Here is a 16,097-nt window from a genome sequence, read left to right on the forward strand (position 1 = left end):
TTTTTTCTAGTCTTGTCACTTACCTTGCTTAACCCCTCTTGTTCACTATCAAATACCTATCTTTCCCTGCGAGGTCTTTCAACACCTCACCACCTGTTAGTGCTTTCAACTTCTCGCCTTGGTCTTCACCTATCTCCATTATAACAATTTTACCTGAGGTTTCGTAACGTTTGAAGAATTCTTTGTAAAACTCCAATCCATCTTCACCACCGAAAAGTGCTTCTTGTGGCTCAAATTCAAGTTCTTTTTGAAGTTGCGTACCTTTTCTCACATATGGTGGATTGGAAACTATAATATCTATACTATCCCAATCATCCTTGAAAGGTTCTGCGTATTCCCCTAATCTAAAATCGCATTTTATTGAGTATCGCATTGCATTCTTCCTTGCCAACGCTATAGCCTTTTCGTTTACATCTGTTCCAAAAACCTCCACTCCTAGTGCGGAAAGCTCTTTGTCATTAGTGCATTCTAAGGCTATCGTTATCGCAATAACTCCACTCCCAACTCCGATATCCAAAACTTTTCTCAGCTTGTACTTTCTTATGTATTCCAAACTCAACTCAACAAGCCCTTCCGTTTCCCACCTGGGAATGAGAACGCCTTCTTCTATGTAGAAAGTCCTACCGTAGAACTCGACTTCTCCTATGATATATTGGAGTGGGTATCCTGTGAGTCGCTTTTCAAACAGTGTTATTACAGACTCAAGGAACTCCTCTGGACATTCGTCATAGAAATGTGCAATTACGTATTCTTTTTTCTTTCCTAGCACTTTTGCAATCAAAAGAAGAGCCTCCCGCTCGGGAAGCCCTTTGTCTTTGTAAGCCTGCACGATTTGAGAAAATTTCATAGGGACTTCTCAACACTTGAAATTCTGAATTTGAATACAGGTCTACGGCGTGCTTTACTAAATCCCGAGTTGTTTTCGTATGATAGGGTCTATCCTATCTGGTGTCCATGGTGGGTCAAATGTTAACTCGACTTCAACATTGTTCACGCCTTCGATTGTTCTTATTTTCATCTCTGCATCGCTCATAATCCCACCAGCAAGTGGACACATAGGGGTTGTCATCGTCATAAGCACTTTGACGTTGTTTTGGTCATCGACCTGGATATCGTAAACAAGACCAAGTGTTACTACGTCAAGTCCTATTTCCCAATCAATGACCTCTTTAAGCTTGTTCCACACCGCTGTTTTCAATTCTTCTTTTGTCATGCGTTTTCCTCTCCTTTCACAAGTTCCTCTATCTTTCCAGCTATCTCATATGCCACGTTGTTGATATATTCTTCGTCCGGTCCCTGGACAAAGACTCTGACAAGTGGTTCTGTCCCAGAAGGTCTGACAATTATATCGGTATCCTCTCGCTTGTATTTTTCAATAAGTTCTTTCACATCCTTGTGTTCCACGACGAGTTTGTTTTTGCATTTGATATTAAGCATTACTTGTGGATAATCTGGAACCTCATCAGCTAATTCCGAAAGCTCCTTACCACTTAAAACCATAGTTCTTATCGTCTCCAACGCAGTTATTAACCCGTCACCTGTCGTAGACTTATCCAAGAAGATTATGTGCCCGCTTCTTTCACCACCAAGATTTGCTCCATGCTCAAGCATTTGTTCAAGGACGTATCTGTCCCCAACCTTAGCTCTCAGAAGCTTAACGCCGTGTTTTCTAAGGAAGACCTCGAGTCCCATATTGGAAAGTACAGTTCCTACAACGATGTCGTTTTTCAATCGACCTTCGTTTTTCATTTGAACTGCGCACATTCCCATTATCTTATCCCCATGGACTTCCTGTTTTCTCTCATCTAACAAGATACACCTGTCAGCATCCCCATCGTGGAGTATCGCAAGATTGTGATTGGTCATCCGTTTCATGGCTTGTTCCGGGTTTGTAGAACCGCAATCTACGTTTATATTATAACCATCCGGATTATTATTAATCACTTCTACTTTTGCTCCGAGTTGTTTTAAAACATAAGGTGTTGTTTCATACGCTGCTCCATTTCCGGCATCAACCAATATCTTCAAACCTGACAAATCTAAATTTGGGAATTGTTGAATAACGTAGTTTGCATATTCCTCAAAAGCAAGCTTGTAGTCAACTACGCAACCTATCTCACTGTAAGAAACATAATGAAGCTCTTTCATCCGTTTTTCCAAATTGTCCTCTACCTCATCTGGCAACTTAAAACCTTTCGAGATAACCTTTAATCCATTGAATTCAGGAGGATTGTGTGAAGCAGAAATCATTACCCCTACGGCATCCTCGAGTTTGGTTATAATCGCCAGTGCAGGAGTTGGAAGCACACCACACCGGTAAACTGTTGCACCTGCAGCCGTCGCACCAGCTATAATAGCTGCTTCCAACATATCCCCACTTGCCCTTGTATCTTTGGCTATAAATATCCTGTTGCTAACGTATTTTCCAAGCGCATTCCCCAACCTGAACGCTATTTCCGGAGTAAGCTCCTCGTTAACAACTCCCCTTATTCCATCTGTCCCAAACAGTTTCATAAGAAGTCCTCCCTTGAACATATTTTCATTTGTTGTATCACCTACTTCCAGTCTCGCGAGGAACTAGTGATTTTATCCATTCTACAAACGCAGGATAATTTCTTGTTTGAACATATATTCTCCCAGGTCCTGTAAAATCGCAGACAAGACCTTCACCACCAAAAAGTGTAGACTTTATCCCGCCAAAAGTTCTAACACTGTAGTTAACACTCCCATCAAAGGCTACGACGTGTCCCGTATCAATTGTTATCTTTTCCCCAACTTGCAATTCTAGTATCTTGATAGCCCCAAAGGAAGAAATGGCAGCATCACCGTATCCTTGAAGCTTAAGCAAGAATATTCCTTCACCTGCAAAGAAGGATTTAAAACCTCCGAATGAAACATCTAAATCCACCTGAGCATCACAAGCCAAAAATGATGTTGACTGAACAAATAATGTACCATTCACATGAACGGTCTCTATATCACCAGGCAATTCTGGAGCTATACCAATTTCTCCGTCACCGGATGAATAATACGTGTTCATGAAAAAGCTTTCCCCACCAAGAACAGCTCGTTTCAAAGCTTTCCAAACACCACCTGTCGACGTTTCAACATTAACAGGGCCCTTCATATAAACCATCGCACCAGGTTCTACCTTTACTCGTTCACCAGGTCCAAGATATACTTTCAAGAGTGCATAACTACCTCTAAATTCTATCTCGCCTCTCATACATCTTCCCCCACTTTCAATATATAAACGCCGTCTTCACCATCAACCTCTTTCAACCTGACTTTGACAATTTCCAATTCTTTTGAACTTGGAATATTCTTACCTACGTAATCTGGTCGTATTGGAAACTCCCTATGTCCTCTATCGATAAGTACAGCAAGCTGAATGGATTTTGGTCTACCACGCGAGATAATAGCATCCATTGCCGCCCTAACCGTTCTACCTGTAAAAAGGACATCATCAACAAGAACTACCTTTTTGCCTTGCAAACTGAAATTTATGATACTCTTATCTTCTTCCTTTGAAGTTCTCTTTTCATCATCTCTAAACGGTGCAACATCTAATGCTCCAACAGGTAATTCCGCACCTTCTATCATCGATATATTTTTAGCTATCCTCTTAGCAAGATACCATCCGCGTGTGATGATACCTATAATGACCAAATCTTCGGCACCTTTGTTCTTTTCCAAAATCTCGTGTGATATACGCATCAACGACCTTCTTATATCATCTTCACCGAGTATTTTCACCATGCTTTCTCACTTCCCGTATCTGCATATTTATCTTATGTCTTACATATTGAATGCAAAGGTTATCTTCAGTCCGTATTTTGATTTCAGTTCTTCGTAATTTGAAATATTCTCGCTTAGGTTGTAAAAACCGCTTAGTTCAAATATGTAGTTATCAACTATCACATTAGTCTTACCATAGATACTGTGGTATAGCGTTCCACCCGACAATGAATACACTGGCACGTATGAAAAAATTATTTCGTTGAAAGGTGCTATTTTAGATATGGCTATGCCCAATGTGAATCTCAAATAATCAACCCCGATGTTACTGACACCAATCTTCACGCCAGTTTGATTTGTTACGGACTGGTTGAAGACCGCCTCCAAACTAGGTAAAGAGTTCTCTTGCTTTTCAGAATAGAGAACCAAGTTGTATACTGCAAAACTTAGAATTGAAGAATCCGACACCTTGATTAATCCGCCTGCGTCCAAACTCAACATTTTTGCATCGAGTGGAAGTATTTTGAACTTAATATTCAGCGCATAGAATTTTGAAATATCCACCAGTCTGTAATTGACAACACCAGTCGCATAGGTTGAATCCGTAGTGTAGCCAAGCTCTCCAAAAAGCGTCCGCTCTATTTGTCTCCAAAAAACTCCTAAATTCCAACTCGCATGTTCCTGCACTGTGACCGAAAACGCAAACGAGCTATTACCAGATAAGAAATAGACAGGATTTTCATTAAAGTACGAGTATCCAATAGATGCTAAAATTAGTAAAGACAAAACAACCACATTTTGGTAAAACTTACCCTTCTGAAGCTTGCTTTTCATACGCCTTCTTCACCTTCTCTCGAAATTCGTAAAACGTTCCGTTTTCTATGCTTTCACGCATCTTTTCTCCAAATTCCATCATGAAATGTATATCGTGGATTGTTAGAAGTATCTGTCCCAATACTTCTTCTCTGTCAAAGAGATGCCTTATGTATCCTTTCGAAAAATTACGACATGTGTAACATGTGCAGTTTTCATCTATGGGCGTTTTGTCGTATTTGTATCTAGCTGAACGGATATTGAACTTTCCATTCCAAGTAACCGCAAGTCCATGCCGAGCAACTCGTGTTGGAAAGACACTGTCAAAGATATCAACGCCATTTGCTACCAAGTCAACCAACAAGTCCGGAGAACCACCGCCCATGAAATACCTGGGTTTATCTGAAGGCATTCTTGGACCTATAAACTCAACCATCTTTAACGTTACTTCGTGAGGTTCACCGACACTTAACCCACCTATAGCAAATCCATCGAAATCAAATTCGGTAATCTCTTTCAAACTCATCTCTCTGAGGTCTTCGTAAATAGCACCTTGGATTATGCCAAAAATCGCTTGATGAGAAATCCGTCTCAAATGTTCCAAACTTCGCTTAGCCCATTTTGTTGTAAGCTTAACAGACCTTTTTGCCTCATCGTATCCATCCTTTGGGTCAGCACAATAATCAAATGCCATAACAATATCAGAACCAAGGGTAGCTTGTATCTCCATCGATAACTCTGGGGTTATATAATGCCTTGAACCGTCTATTGGAGACATAATCCATACGCCATCGTCCGTAATCTTCTGACCCTTCTTGAGACTGAATACTTGAAAACCACCACTATCGGTTAAAATCGGTCTGTCCCAGTTCATGAAGTTGTGAAGTCCGCCAAATTCTCGGATGACATCTAATCCTGGTTTCAAATATAGGTGAAATGCATTCGAGAGAATTATTTGAACGTTGTTTTCTTTTAATATATGCGGGGTTACCAACTTCACATTTGCGTTCGTACCAACCGGCATGAATGTAGGTGTTTCAACAATACCATGTGGGAGGTGCATCCTCCCACGTCTTGCGTTACCAACAGTTTTTAAAACTTCAAATCTTAGTGAACCCATTTTCTTTTATCAACTCCTGTATTCTTTCGTAGTAAACTTTTGCTTCTCCCATAACTTCGTACATCTCATCAAGTACTTTGTTTTTGAATTCTTCATCTGTTATTGATTTAAGGTTGATTACTACATTGTACTCACCAATTTTACATGCAGCCCTTGCTAATTCCGCAGCACTGTACGCATCAGATACCGCATTTTGGTTACCCCATTTTGCAACAATTTCACTGTATTTTAGAATATCTCTTGCGCACTCAACGAGTTCAAAAGGTGTTTCAACAGCTTTTTTTAGGGCTTCTTGAATCTTTAATTCTCTCTCGGGGTCCTCTTTCGGTAACTTGTAAGCTTCCATAACTTTATCAAAAGCTTTGACATCTTCAGAAGCCAATCTCAGAGTCTTCTCAAGAACAAGCTCCATGTTTTCCAATACTTCTTGCATAAGCCCCTCGTAATTTTCGTATTTTTTCTTTCCGAGTGTAAGATTAGCAACCATTGAATTTAGTGCAGCTCCAAGTGCAGCAACAACAGCACCAACTGCTCCGCCACCAGGAACAGGGTTTTTTTCCTTCACTTTATTACAAAGTTCCTCAACTGTTAATTTTCTGATATCAATATCCATAGCCTTGCCCCCTCCTTTTTTGATAGTGACTGTAAAAACGACTTCTTCATACAAAAACATTATACCACAAAATGTACAATTGAAAAATCTAAAAAACGTGATACAATTCATTAGGGTGCCGTACTAAGCGGGGGGTTGGTGGTCCCCTGTAACCCGAAACCCACCTTAGCGGGGCTGAATTCCCCGACTGAGGCTGTCCGGGTTCGGTACCGGCACATCCGGTGGCAACGAAGGTTGGGTCCCACGCAACAACTGCCTACGAACCGGGTCAGGTCCGGAAGGAAGCAGCCCTAAGTAGGTAAGTGTGTGCCGTGGGGGTGCCCGGCTGGAGCCATGCAGGATGTGTACGGCCGGGTCTGGACAAGTCGAAGCGGGGTGTACGGCACCCTCTTTTATTTTATACCCCTAAGATTATTAACTTACCCGAGGGGAGCTGTAAGCCGGATTCTGTTTAGACAGGCATCTGTCTTTGCGGCCTACCCGGGGGAATATGGGCGGAGCCACCCGACCCCCTGCTTGGCCTTGCTCCGGATGGGGGTTGCCAAGCCGGTGCATCGCTGCACCGCTGGTGAGCTCTTACCTCACCTTTCCACCCTTGCCCTACAAAAGGGCGGTTTCCGTTTCTATGGCCCTATCCGTGGCTCGCGCCACCTGGCCGTTAGCCAGCATCCTGCCCACGGAGTCCGGACTTTCCTCAGGTCAGCCATGTGCGGCTGCCCGCGCCTGTCCGCTCCCCTCGGAACTTTTTATTATACTCATTTCTTCAAACCCGAATAATTATATATCGTCCTCATCAATAATTCAAGAAAAATGCTTTTTAGACTGCTTTAATAGTATTTTCTAGCGATATATCTTTCGTCATTGCTGGCTTTTCAACATCAAAAGGACTTTACCATCTCCCATAACTTATGTTAGAATAAAAACGCATTGTTCGTAATACGAATTATCTAAAATTTTTGATACAAGGGGCGTGTTCTTTAAATGGCTCGTGTTGATGTGTTGAACGAACGAATAGAATACTCCATTTTTCATTTAGCTTGGCCATTGATAATCTCAAATTCATTTCAAACTATTTACAACATTGTAGATTCTTACTTTCTTGGTAAACTTGGACCAATCCAATTCTCCGCGTCAACCGTCACTTGGCCTGTTATTTTCACATTCATTTCCCTCGCGATGGGTTTTTCACAGGCAGGCATAGCAATTGTCTCCCAATATGCTGGAAAAAAAGATGTCTTAGGTGTAAGGAAATCATCCGGTCAATTGTATTTAGTAACGATTATAACGGGGCTTCTATCTACAGTCTTGGGACTTGCCTTCACAAAACCTATTATTTACGGCATTGTCGGTTCTAAAAACCCTCAAGTTATTCCATACGCGATTAGCTATTATGTTGTTGACATAATAGGTCTGCCCCTTGTATTCATACTCAACACGACTACTTCCATTATGCGTGCGATAGGAGACTCACAATTCGGAATGCGCATGATACTTTACATGAACGTTATAAACATGATTTTCGACCCTCTTTTGATTTTCGGAATAGGTCCATTCCCCAGGCTTGGTGTTGCCGGAGCAGCATGGGCATCGAATATTGGCAGACTTGTGGCAGCAGCAATTAGCGTTAATCACGTTTTTTCAGAAAGGGCTGTTGTAAGAATCGAGAGGAAGGATTTCAAACCCGAATGGAGGATGATATCTTTAATCTTGAAGCTTGGACTTCCCAGTGCAATAGGTATGTCTGTTACGTCTGCCGGTTTTGCGGTTATCATGAAATACGTAGCGATGTTTGGACCTGCAGTAATAAGTGCATACGGTATAGGGAACAGAGTTATTAACCTTGTATCAATGATTTCCTTTGGTTTAGCTGGAGCAGTATCAACCATGGTTGGGCAATTCATAGGAGCAAGAAGATTTGAAGATGCCGAGAGAACGGTTAGGACTGCCTTCTTTTGGAATGTTATAATTATAGGTTTCCTTTCTATCCTCACATTCGCTTACGCAAAGCAAGTAACGAAATTTTTTATCAACGACCCTGAAGTTATAAAGATGGGAGACATATTTTTTAAGTACATCTCATTCTCAATGCCGATATTCACATCCTACATGATATACAACAACGCACTTGTAGGTGCCGGCAAGACCGTGCTGACAATGATAGGTGATATACTAAGGCTGTGGGGGATTAGAATTCCGATAATTGCCGTGCTTGCAACAACTATGGGGTTCAAGGGAATTTTTGTGGGTATGATAATAAGCAATTTGATAGTTTTTTTCGTAACTTACGCCTTTTTCAGGTTCTCAAATTGGAAGAAAGCTGTTGTCTAAGAAATTAAGGAGGTATCAAAAAAGAATGGGGAATAAATTCTCCGATTATATAAAATACATATTCTTGGATTACGACGGAACTATCATAGAAAACGCTGAATCTGAGTTTTTGAAAGAATATTTCACTTTACTTTCGAAAAAATCTGGTATCGAATTTAATCAGCTCTTGCAATTGATCATGTCCTCTGTTGAAGGAAGTATCAAAAATACAGCAAATGATAAGAACCTTTTTGAAAAGTTCAGCATAGCGATTTCTCAATGTTCAGGAAAATCTCGAGAGTATTGGGTAAAACTCTTTTACGATTTTTATGAAAACGAATTCGACCAGCTCTCAAAAATTGTTAAACCTAAGAAAGAACTAATTGAACTGATGAGAAAGACCGATAAAAAGTTGATATTCGCTTCTAACCCGCTCTTCCCAAAGATTGCAACTTACAAACGTATAAAGTTCGCTGGTTTGGAACCTGAAATGTTTTTATATGTCGCTCATATGGAAAATAGCACGTATGCTAAACCAAATCCCATGTTCTTCAAAGAGATAACGACAAAGCTAAATATCTCGCCAGATGAATGTGTGATGATAGGTGATACAGAATTTGACATGGCTTGCGAAAAGGTAGGAATCAAATTTATACATATCAATGAAGAAGAAAAATGGAGACAGGTGTTTTAATAATCCAACGAAAAAAAGCCCTGAGGATTTATCACCCTCAGGGCTTTTTTAATCTTGGTTTAATGCAAACAAATTCAAGTACAAAACCTATCAGAATAACACCAACGCCAAGTAATCTATTGCAGAAGATACGATTAAGTGGTAGACTTCCCTTGGAATTTGGATGTTCAGTTCATCGTAAAGCTCATCCATAAGTTCCATGACTTCAGCTTTCTTCTTTTCTCCTTCGCCAGGTCTTTCAACAAGATACATGAAAAGTTTAAGAATGTCCCATACCCACTTCATCCCACTCACCCACTATTTTCAAACTCTTAGAGAATCAAATTAACCAAAACCTGCACATTGGTTTCCGTTAGTCTTGCTTCATCTGGTTCAAATCCCTCAGGTATCACACCGATTTGCTTAAGTTGTTGCATGTCTTGTTCAAGTTCTGCAGGATTAATGTTGTCAATAGGTTCTGGAATATTCAACCTGTAAGTTCTCGTTCGAGTTCCTTCACTTTTCCTAAACATTAATGTGAGTCTTTTCATAACTCATCACCCACACTTTCGGTCGTGACAATCTGAGCGCTTTCACACATGTATTTTGAATACTTGTCAAGTATCGAAACAACCGTTTGCGCATTTTCTGGACTAAAATCATCCGAAACTGTTATGTTTTGCCTTCTATAGATAGGCTCGTTGTTTTCATCAAACCCTACTACCCATCTCAAAACCAATCTCTTCATAAATACACCTCCGCTTACTAAAGCGATAATGTTAACTAAAAGTATTGAAACTTTCCAAAAACCGCATTATCCTTATAAAGAGGGGACACCCCCCAACCATCTCTTGACAAAGCAGGTTCCCCGATATGAACAACTCAATGCTCTCTTGTCCCAAATGCGGTTCCACCAGCTTGTACAAAAATGGTCATGACAAATACGGTAACCAACAATTCCTTTGCAAACTCTGCCATCATTCTTTCAAACTCTCCCATTCTCACAAACGCAAAAACTTCCCTTTCCCTTATCCCAAATGCACTTCTTGTGGTAAATCTATGCAAATTTACAAAGTCCGTCGCTCTTTCGTTGTCTTCCGTTGTAGAACTTGTCATACCAAAGATAGAGTTCCTTTTAACCTTCCTGAACCAGTCACTCTTATTCCTGAGAAATTTAAATATTTCCGTTTTCCTATCTACTTCATCTTAAAAGCTTTCGTTTTGTATATGAAACACAATATGTCTTATCGCTCTCTTGCTCATTCTCTTAATATCAAAGTATCTCATGTCACCATATACAAATGGGTTATTAAATTGTGTACTTTATTCTCTGTACTTTTCCCAACATTTACCATCGAAAATGTTTTCTCAGTTCATGCTGATGAAACTGTTCTTGTGTTCAAAGAACAAAAGTACTATGTTTGGCTATTAGTTGATCACGAAACTAATTTTATCCTTTGTTGGCATGTCTCAAAGTATCGTGATATGGGACAAGTCAAAGTATTACTCGAGAAGTTCTTTGGTGATTCAAAACCTAAAAACATTGAACTTATTACTGATGGACTTGGTGCATATGAAAGTGCAGTAAAGCTGTTGTTTAGAAATATCAATCACGTAGTAGTACCGCTCGGTAAAAACAATCAATGTGAATCTAAGTTTTCATTGTTGAAAGACTTTTTCCGACTCAAGCGAGGGCTGAAGAATACGAAGAACTTAGCGAAATATATTCAAGGATTTTGTGTAGTGAAGAATCTTTGGAAAACGCACAATGGTAATATCAATCTCATTCTTTCACACTTACACTCTTTCATCACTACAAGTTAACACTATCACTAAAGCTTACTAAAAGTTGCATTTACGTTCTTGCCTGCGCAGGCAATGAGATGTATCTACGACAGATGGGCTGTTAACATGAAATTTACAAATAAAAAGCCCAGGTTTTTTAATCCCTGGGCTTTATGTATATATTCTGTTTATCCTATTTCTTCTTCCATCCTTTAACTGCACTGTAGATTATCCAAACCAAAAAACCTATGGCTATGATAGGTACAAGTGCAGCCAAGAAAAGGGATGAGAGAACAAGCATTAATAGAAAAATAACGATACCTATTATCCAAACCAGCAAAGGTGTCAAAAATGGAAGTAACGAAATCACTATTAACGCAACAACCAAAATACCTATAAGTGTGAATATCCACATGGTTTTTCCCTCTTTTCCTAAGTAATTATTTTAAATCCAACAGCTTGTAATCCGGCAGTCCGTTTCTGAACGGTGGATACGGTTCTCCTTGTATCAATGGTAATGCGTATTTGAAGAACTTTTCTGTCACCATGAACTTGTCGAAATAATCTTTTGGAAGCATCCTTGTCTGTTCCGCAACCAAGTTTAACGGAACTGAAGAATATTTAATTTCATACGGTTCATCTGAAACGCGCTCCATCGTAACCATTACACCATAGTTATCTTCCAGTGCATACCTGACGGCCATTCTTCCGCACATCTCAGCTTCTTGAACATCTGTCGCACTTGCAATATGTCTTCCACTTCTTTGCAAATAATCAGGAATTGCTACGTGAGTTTTTAACCCCAACTCAGACCTAACCATACCGGCAATCGTGAACCCAACACCTCCAAGTTGGCGATTACCAAAACTATCGGTGAATCCCATATCGGAAACAAAGAACCCGTCCGGATATTTCAAACCCTCCGCAACAGCGATGGCACAGTAACCTTTCTTGGAAACGATATTATCAACCGCGGAAATAAATTCATCTTTATTAAACGGCTCTTCTGGTAACAGCACAATATCTGCACCGATACCGTTTACCCAGCCCAATGCAGCGGCAGCTGCTAACCAACCAGCATGTCTTCCCATGATTTCCATGACAAAAACTTGAGTGGAGTCTACATACATGCTTCTTAAATCAAGTGCTGCCTCCATCATAGCTGTTGCGATATATTTCGCAGCGGAGCCATAGCCGGGACAATGGTCTGTATGCGGAAGGTCATTATCAATCGTCTTGGGAACCCCAACAACTTTCAGTTCGTAACCTCTTTTTTGTGCTTCGACCTGCAATCTCCATGCCGTATCCATAGAATCGTTGCCACCGTTGTAGAAGAAATACCTAATATCATTTTTCCTAAAAATCTCAAAAAGCTTCTCTATATCAGCGTCACTTTTTAACTTCTTTCTACAAGAACCAAACGCGCCGGCTGGTGTGTACTTCAAAAATTCTATATCGAGCTCCGTTGCATTCAAAAACTTCTCCTTCAAAATACCAGTAACACCGTTGATTCCAACGTATACTTCCAATCCGTTCTTTCTCGCCTCGTCGATAACACCATAGGCACTTGCATTGATAACGCTTGTAACACCTCCGGACTGTGCGTAAAGTGCCTTCATAAGCTACCCCTCCAATCCTTGCTTATTCATTGAATACACTTATCGATATTTTACCACAAAAGTTTGAAAGCAAAACAAAAACCCCGGACTCATTCCAAAACTATAGTCCGGGGTTACAACATTTAAATAGTTTTCTAAAACGCTAATTCAGTTTAAATTTAGTTTAATTTAGAAACTAACAACACCACTCAATGTTAACGTCGTTGCTCCCATGATGTTTTGCAGGTTTGTGTTTTTGATGGTCAATTTGACGTCATAAACATTATCAAATCTTCCCAAAACAACTGAAACTGCGTTTGTAGTCGAGGATTTTTCATAGCCTATTCCGAATTTGTATTTGTCTACACTGATTTGTCCATAAACTGCGTAATTTGTGGAGCCGAGAGTATATGTACCGTTAGCGTACAGACCAAAACCAAAAATTTCTGTTTTTGCTTCCGTGAATAATTTGCTTCCATCAAAGTTTCCATAAATCGCAAACTGTTCCGTTGAAAAACTCATAGCGACGTAATATGAGGAGTTAGCCAAGTTATACAGGCCTTCGACGGAAAGACCGAACGGCTTCTCTATATCGTATCTTGCTGCAACAGAATAACCGGTTGCGTAATAATCAGAAGCCGCCACGAGCGTTAAACAGTTGTATTCTAAACCACCGACCATCGGAAGTTTGTTGCTCGTGTAGCCCAATCCGAAGATGACAGAAACCTTTTCCATTACTTTATAACTGAAAACTAGGCCTGTATCCTTGGCTTTGGTTCCGGCGGGCAAATTCCAAGGTGTTTTGTAATGGAAACCAACATTAAGTTTATCGTTCTTTAGGTTAAACAAAGCGCTGTCGACAGTTGCTCCACCGTAAACCAAGGACACTGTGATGTCTGAATTTGGAACGAACATCAGTGTCAACTTAGTGGTTGGCGCACCTGTAAAAACCAAATATTTAGTCGCATCCAACTTAAACGAATAGGTGAACTCGTATTTCCCTTTTACCGGTAGTCCCCCTGCTTGCGATTCTACTCCTTCAATAGCAAGCTTTCCATCTTTTTCAACGAGTTTGAATACACCGTTCTTGCCACCAAATCCATCTGGCTCGTATGCTGGAGCGAGTGGGTCTTCTTCCCAGACATCGTTTCCACCAATCACAAAAACGAATTTATACTTATGCACACCTGGTTGGAGAGCAAGTGTTGTCACCCAATATCCATCGATAAGTTGCATCTTTTGTGCCCTTGGGTTCCATCCGTTGAACGAACCTGCAAGATAAGCTTCTTGAGCATTCTCTTTTTTAACTGCAAAAACAACCTTACCATCAACGACAGACAATCCCGGTGTGACCTTTCCTACCGTTGCTACGGGCTTCTTTTCTTCCACTTTAGCTTCTTCTTGCTTTCCTTCCTTAACTGCTGTTGCTGGTGCCTTTACAACAAGTTTTCCACCTTCGCGTGCAACTTCGATAACTGCATTCAGTCCACCAAAACCATCATCGGTATATGCGAACGCATTTGGGTCGGGTATCCAATTACCGTCAACAACGAATTTGTATTCGTATACGCCAGGTTGAAGTTCCAATACTGCTTCCCACCATCCATCCTCGATAAAATAAAGCGGAGTATCGTCTGCTTTCCAATTGTTGAAAGAACCAGCAATGTAAGGTTGTTTTGCGTCTTTGTTGTAGTAACGGATAATCACATAACCATCAGCATCGACAAATATCGTGTTTTCTCTTTTTTCATTCAGTATATACTTCTTTCCGCCTTGCTGAGTTTGTGCTTGAGTTGTTCCTTCCGGAGCTACTATCTTGCCATCATCTGTAAGTGTGAAGATTCCGTTCTTGCCACCAAACCCATCATCCACATAGGCTGGGGCTTCCGGGTCTTCTTTCCAGGTCTTGCCATCGATAACAAACTTGTACTGGTAGGTTCCAGGTTTTAATTCCGCTTCGTAGGTCCAAACCCCATCAACTAACTTCATCGCCCATGCTATTGGACTCCAGTTATTAAATGTACCTGCCAGATAAACAACGTTAGCTTGAGCTTTGAATGTGAATATAACCTTTCCGTCTTTGTAAGTAACACCTGCAAACGACAATGTTGAAAGTAGAACAATTAAAGTAACAACAAACAGTGCCTTTTTCAAGTTTGAAAATATCGAAAGCTTCATCAACCGCACCTCCTAATCCTCACTTTTTATTTCTTTCCAAAAATTACCACCAAGCGTTGATTTTAAACGCAACAACAGGTTTGAATGGATTATCCCCTGCAAAATCTCCATTCCCAATTTGAATTGCAAAATCTGCGTTCTGGAAACCAGTGAACTTAAGTTCTCCAAAGAAAAAGTCCTTTTCTTCGTAGTAACCAATTATCTTTTGATACTTGGCAAATAAGTTTATATTTCCAAACGAACGGCCAAGTTCTACGTAATAAACTTCTCCGATTGTATTAACTACATTGTGTGCAGGTTTTCCGAACGAATAAGCAAATTTCCCCGAGAAGTTCATGAAGCTGAACGTAGTTCCAAGGCTTACATTAAATTTTCCCCACTCCGTTGGCATTGCCCCTGTAACATCAGCAAAACCTGTCTTTTTAAGGTTGACGAATGCACCACCATAGTTTATATCCATACCAACCTCAGTGTTTTTTAACACATCATCGGAAAACTTTTCAAAGCTGAAATTCGTATTCACATATGTGTTAAACGCAGGTTGTGAACCGAATTTGTACCATGCACTCACGATGTTTTGGTTGCTTATATATTGAGGGCTGAGTGCCAAGCTTGTATTCGTAGCACCAGCAAGCAAGTATCTAACACCCCAGTTGTAGTTACCTTCGGCGACAGAAACCATTCCAACGGAGTTCTTTATATCGAAATTTTTCACGTCTTGTAATACAAACTCATAGTTGACATTTAACCCAGAAACTTTCAGAAACCCATACAAAGCTGTATCGAACTTTTCATCGCGTTTGCCAAATAGTAAGTTTGTGTTCATAAAAGGAATCTTCATATCAGCATACATCACTACGTCAGAGAAAACGACCTTGAAATGACTTGTCTGAATTTCTACACCGTCTTTCCCACTGTCATATTTATATAGAACTAATGGGTCTGAAGCCTTTATAAAACCAGTGTTTTTGTAAAGGTTTACTTTGGCACCTTCAATCGTGAACGTTAGCCTTGCTGATTCCAGATTCGAACCATTTAAACTTGCTGAAAAATCGAAATCTTTTCCAAGAGCGGAAGGGTTCATTCTAAACTCCGTAGAGAATGATGTTCCAACATTTTCGGCTGAAAAATCATATGCAACAGAAAAATTTGTAGAAAAACTTGTTTGCAAGGCGAATAAATTGTTTGAAACTATAATCAATATCAGTAACGAAACAAAAAAAATCTTGCACATTAAACTCTTCACGCTATCATCACCTCACAAAGGTAATT

Annotated in this window: 18 protein-coding genes and 2 other RNA genes; 4 read left to right on the forward strand and 16 right to left on the reverse strand. The window is 40.2% G+C overall.

What is annotated here, in order from left to right; translation table 11 throughout:
- Nucleotides 1–28 precede the first annotated feature (28 nt).
- The 8 genes from prmC to JM64_RS00325 are packed head-to-tail and all read right to left on the reverse strand — an operon-like array spanning nucleotide 29 to nucleotide 6,284.
- Entirely contained in the window at nucleotides 29–847 is an 819-nt protein-coding gene (prmC, locus tag JM64_RS00290; RefSeq protein ID WP_014451944.1) for a peptide chain release factor N(5)-glutamine methyltransferase, read from the reverse strand.
- A gap of 57 nt (nucleotides 848–904) precedes the next feature.
- Entirely contained in the window at nucleotides 905–1,213 is a 309-nt protein-coding gene (locus JM64_RS00295) for a metal-sulfur cluster assembly factor (RefSeq protein WP_014451945.1), read from the reverse strand.
- Nucleotides 1,210–2,514: a phosphoglucosamine mutase gene (glmM, locus tag JM64_RS00300; RefSeq protein WP_014451946.1), complete on the reverse strand. Its 1,305-nt coding sequence runs from the start codon at nucleotides 2,512–2,514 to the stop codon at nucleotides 1,210–1,212. Before glmM ends, JM64_RS00295 begins: the two co-directional genes overlap by 4 nt.
- Before the next feature lie 37 nt (nucleotides 2,515–2,551).
- Nucleotides 2,552–3,226 carry a TIGR00266 family protein gene (locus JM64_RS00305; RefSeq protein WP_014451947.1) on the reverse strand — a complete coding sequence of 225 codons (675 nt, stop codon included), beginning with the start codon at nucleotides 3,224–3,226 and terminating at the stop codon, nucleotides 2,552–2,554.
- On the reverse strand, nucleotides 3,223–3,759 hold the full coding sequence (gene pyrR, locus JM64_RS00310) for a bifunctional pyr operon transcriptional regulator/uracil phosphoribosyltransferase PyrR (protein ID WP_064011024.1): 537 nt from the start codon (nucleotides 3,757–3,759) through the stop codon (nucleotides 3,223–3,225). Before pyrR ends, JM64_RS00305 begins: the two co-directional genes overlap by 4 nt.
- A 39-nt stretch (nucleotides 3,760–3,798) precedes the next feature.
- Nucleotides 3,799–4,572: a hypothetical protein gene (locus tag JM64_RS00315; RefSeq protein WP_064011025.1), complete on the reverse strand. Its 774-nt coding sequence runs from the start codon at nucleotides 4,570–4,572 to the stop codon at nucleotides 3,799–3,801.
- Nucleotides 4,547–5,671 carry a tRNA guanosine(34) transglycosylase Tgt gene (gene tgt / locus JM64_RS00320; RefSeq protein WP_064011026.1) on the reverse strand — a complete coding sequence of 375 codons (1,125 nt, stop codon included), beginning with the start codon at nucleotides 5,669–5,671 and terminating at the stop codon, nucleotides 4,547–4,549. Before tgt ends, JM64_RS00315 begins: the two co-directional genes overlap by 26 nt.
- On the reverse strand, nucleotides 5,652–6,284 hold the full coding sequence (locus tag JM64_RS00325; RefSeq protein WP_014451951.1) for a cyclodeaminase/cyclohydrolase family protein: 633 nt from the start codon (nucleotides 6,282–6,284) through the stop codon (nucleotides 5,652–5,654). The genes tgt and JM64_RS00325 overlap by 20 nt, the downstream gene beginning before the upstream one ends.
- 118 nt (nucleotides 6,285–6,402) lie before the next feature.
- Between JM64_RS00325 and ffs the strand changes: the two genes are divergently transcribed.
- Nucleotides 6,403–6,667: signal recognition particle sRNA large type (ffs, locus tag JM64_RS00330), an RNA gene on the forward strand.
- Nucleotides 6,668–6,704: 37 nt separating this feature from the next.
- Here the strand turns inward: ffs and rnpB are convergent.
- An RNA gene (gene rnpB / locus JM64_RS00335) (RNase P RNA component class A) lies at nucleotides 6,705–7,023 on the reverse strand.
- A gap of 242 nt (nucleotides 7,024–7,265) precedes the next feature.
- Between rnpB and JM64_RS00340 the strand changes: the two genes are divergently transcribed.
- Entirely contained in the window at nucleotides 7,266–8,612 is a 1,347-nt protein-coding gene (locus tag JM64_RS00340) for an MATE family efflux transporter (RefSeq protein WP_064011027.1), read from the forward strand.
- A gap of 25 nt (nucleotides 8,613–8,637) precedes the next feature.
- A complete protein-coding gene (locus tag JM64_RS00345; RefSeq protein WP_064011028.1) occupies nucleotides 8,638–9,285 on the forward strand; it encodes an HAD family hydrolase in 648 nt (215 codons plus the stop codon).
- A gap of 90 nt (nucleotides 9,286–9,375) precedes the next feature.
- Here JM64_RS00345 and JM64_RS00350 read toward each other — a convergent pair whose 3' ends face one another.
- From JM64_RS00350 to JM64_RS00360, 3 genes are read right to left on the reverse strand one after another with little or no spacing between them, the layout of a single operon-like run.
- On the reverse strand, nucleotides 9,376–9,570 hold the full coding sequence (locus tag JM64_RS00350; RefSeq protein WP_014451954.1) for a hypothetical protein: 195 nt from the start codon (nucleotides 9,568–9,570) through the stop codon (nucleotides 9,376–9,378).
- 26 nt (nucleotides 9,571–9,596) lie between these two features.
- Nucleotides 9,597–9,815 (reverse strand): DUF2922 domain-containing protein, encoded by a 219-nt coding sequence (locus JM64_RS00355; RefSeq protein WP_064011029.1) that lies wholly within the window; start codon nucleotides 9,813–9,815, stop codon nucleotides 9,597–9,599.
- Complete coding sequence (locus JM64_RS00360; RefSeq protein ID WP_064011030.1) at nucleotides 9,812–10,012, reverse strand: DUF1659 domain-containing protein; 201 nt, start codon at nucleotides 10,010–10,012, stop codon at nucleotides 9,812–9,814. The genes JM64_RS00355 and JM64_RS00360 overlap by 4 nt, the downstream gene beginning before the upstream one ends.
- A 125-nt stretch (nucleotides 10,013–10,137) precedes the next feature.
- On the opposite strand from JM64_RS00360, the gene JM64_RS09895 reads away from it, so the two are divergent.
- Nucleotides 10,138–11,088, forward strand: a complete 951-nt coding sequence (locus JM64_RS09895; protein WP_064011031.1) for a DDE-type integrase/transposase/recombinase — start codon at nucleotides 10,138–10,140, stop codon at nucleotides 11,086–11,088.
- A gap of 154 nt (nucleotides 11,089–11,242) precedes the next feature.
- Here the strand turns inward: JM64_RS09895 and JM64_RS00370 are convergent, their stop codons facing one another.
- The 4 genes from JM64_RS00370 to JM64_RS00385 all read right to left on the reverse strand — a co-directional run bounded on the left by JM64_RS00370 (nucleotide 11,243) and on the right by JM64_RS00385 (nucleotide 16,071).
- Nucleotides 11,243–11,464 carry a hypothetical protein gene (locus JM64_RS00370; protein ID WP_064011032.1) on the reverse strand — a complete coding sequence of 74 codons (222 nt, stop codon included), beginning with the start codon at nucleotides 11,462–11,464 and terminating at the stop codon, nucleotides 11,243–11,245.
- A gap of 25 nt (nucleotides 11,465–11,489) precedes the next feature.
- Nucleotides 11,490–12,668: a 6-phosphofructokinase gene (locus tag JM64_RS00375; protein WP_064011033.1), complete on the reverse strand. Its 1,179-nt coding sequence runs from the start codon at nucleotides 12,666–12,668 to the stop codon at nucleotides 11,490–11,492.
- Between the two features lie 168 nt (nucleotides 12,669–12,836).
- Complete coding sequence (locus JM64_RS00380; RefSeq protein ID WP_064011034.1) at nucleotides 12,837–14,825, reverse strand: early set domain-containing protein; 1,989 nt, start codon at nucleotides 14,823–14,825, stop codon at nucleotides 12,837–12,839.
- 43 nt (nucleotides 14,826–14,868) lie between these two features.
- Complete coding sequence (locus tag JM64_RS00385) at nucleotides 14,869–16,071, reverse strand: hypothetical protein (protein ID WP_064011035.1); 1,203 nt, start codon at nucleotides 16,069–16,071, stop codon at nucleotides 14,869–14,871.
- Between the last annotated feature and the right edge of the window lie 26 nt (nucleotides 16,072–16,097).

The organism is Fervidobacterium pennivorans, assembly GCF_001644665.1.
In the GTDB taxonomy this organism is placed as follows: domain Bacteria; phylum Thermotogota; class Thermotogae; order Thermotogales; family Fervidobacteriaceae; genus Fervidobacterium; species Fervidobacterium ngatamarikiense.

Bases quoted from the DNA above. Each gene is read 5' to 3' on its own strand.
- prmC (WP_014451944.1), bottom strand. From the start codon at position 847: ATGAAATTTTCTCAAATCGTGCAGGCTTACAAAGACAAAGGGCTTCCC.
- JM64_RS00295 (WP_014451945.1), bottom strand. From the start codon at position 1,213: ATGACAAAAGAAGAATTGAAAACAGCGGTGTGGAACAAGCTTAAAGAG.
- glmM (WP_014451946.1), bottom strand. From the start codon at position 2,514: ATGAAACTGTTTGGGACAGATGGAATAAGGGGAGTTGTTAACGAGGAG.
- JM64_RS00305 (WP_014451947.1), bottom strand. From the start codon at position 3,226: ATGAGAGGCGAGATAGAATTTAGAGGTAGTTATGCACTCTTGAAAGTA.
- pyrR (WP_064011024.1), bottom strand. From the start codon at position 3,759: ATGGTGAAAATACTCGGTGAAGATGATATAAGAAGGTCGTTGATGCGT.
- JM64_RS00315 (WP_064011025.1), bottom strand. From the start codon at position 4,572: ATGAAAAGCAAGCTTCAGAAGGGTAAGTTTTACCAAAATGTGGTTGTT.
- tgt (WP_064011026.1), bottom strand. From the start codon at position 5,671: ATGGGTTCACTAAGATTTGAAGTTTTAAAAACTGTTGGTAACGCAAGA.
- JM64_RS00325 (WP_014451951.1), bottom strand. From the start codon at position 6,284: ATGGATATTGATATCAGAAAATTAACAGTTGAGGAACTTTGTAATAAA.
- JM64_RS00340 (WP_064011027.1), top strand. From the start codon at position 7,266: ATGGCTCGTGTTGATGTGTTGAACGAACGAATAGAATACTCCATTTTT.
- JM64_RS00345 (WP_064011028.1), top strand. From the start codon at position 8,638: ATGGGGAATAAATTCTCCGATTATATAAAATACATATTCTTGGATTAC.
- JM64_RS00350 (WP_014451954.1), bottom strand. From the start codon at position 9,570: ATGAAGTGGGTATGGGACATTCTTAAACTTTTCATGTATCTTGTTGAA.
- JM64_RS00355 (WP_064011029.1), bottom strand. From the start codon at position 9,815: ATGAAAAGACTCACATTAATGTTTAGGAAAAGTGAAGGAACTCGAACG.
- JM64_RS00360 (WP_064011030.1), bottom strand. From the start codon at position 10,012: ATGAAGAGATTGGTTTTGAGATGGGTAGTAGGGTTTGATGAAAACAAC.
- JM64_RS09895 (WP_064011031.1), top strand. From the start codon at position 10,138: ATGAACAACTCAATGCTCTCTTGTCCCAAATGCGGTTCCACCAGCTTG.
- JM64_RS00370 (WP_064011032.1), bottom strand. From the start codon at position 11,464: ATGTGGATATTCACACTTATAGGTATTTTGGTTGTTGCGTTAATAGTG.
- JM64_RS00375 (WP_064011033.1), bottom strand. From the start codon at position 12,668: ATGAAGGCACTTTACGCACAGTCCGGAGGTGTTACAAGCGTTATCAAT.
- JM64_RS00380 (WP_064011034.1), bottom strand. From the start codon at position 14,825: ATGAAGCTTTCGATATTTTCAAACTTGAAAAAGGCACTGTTTGTTGTT.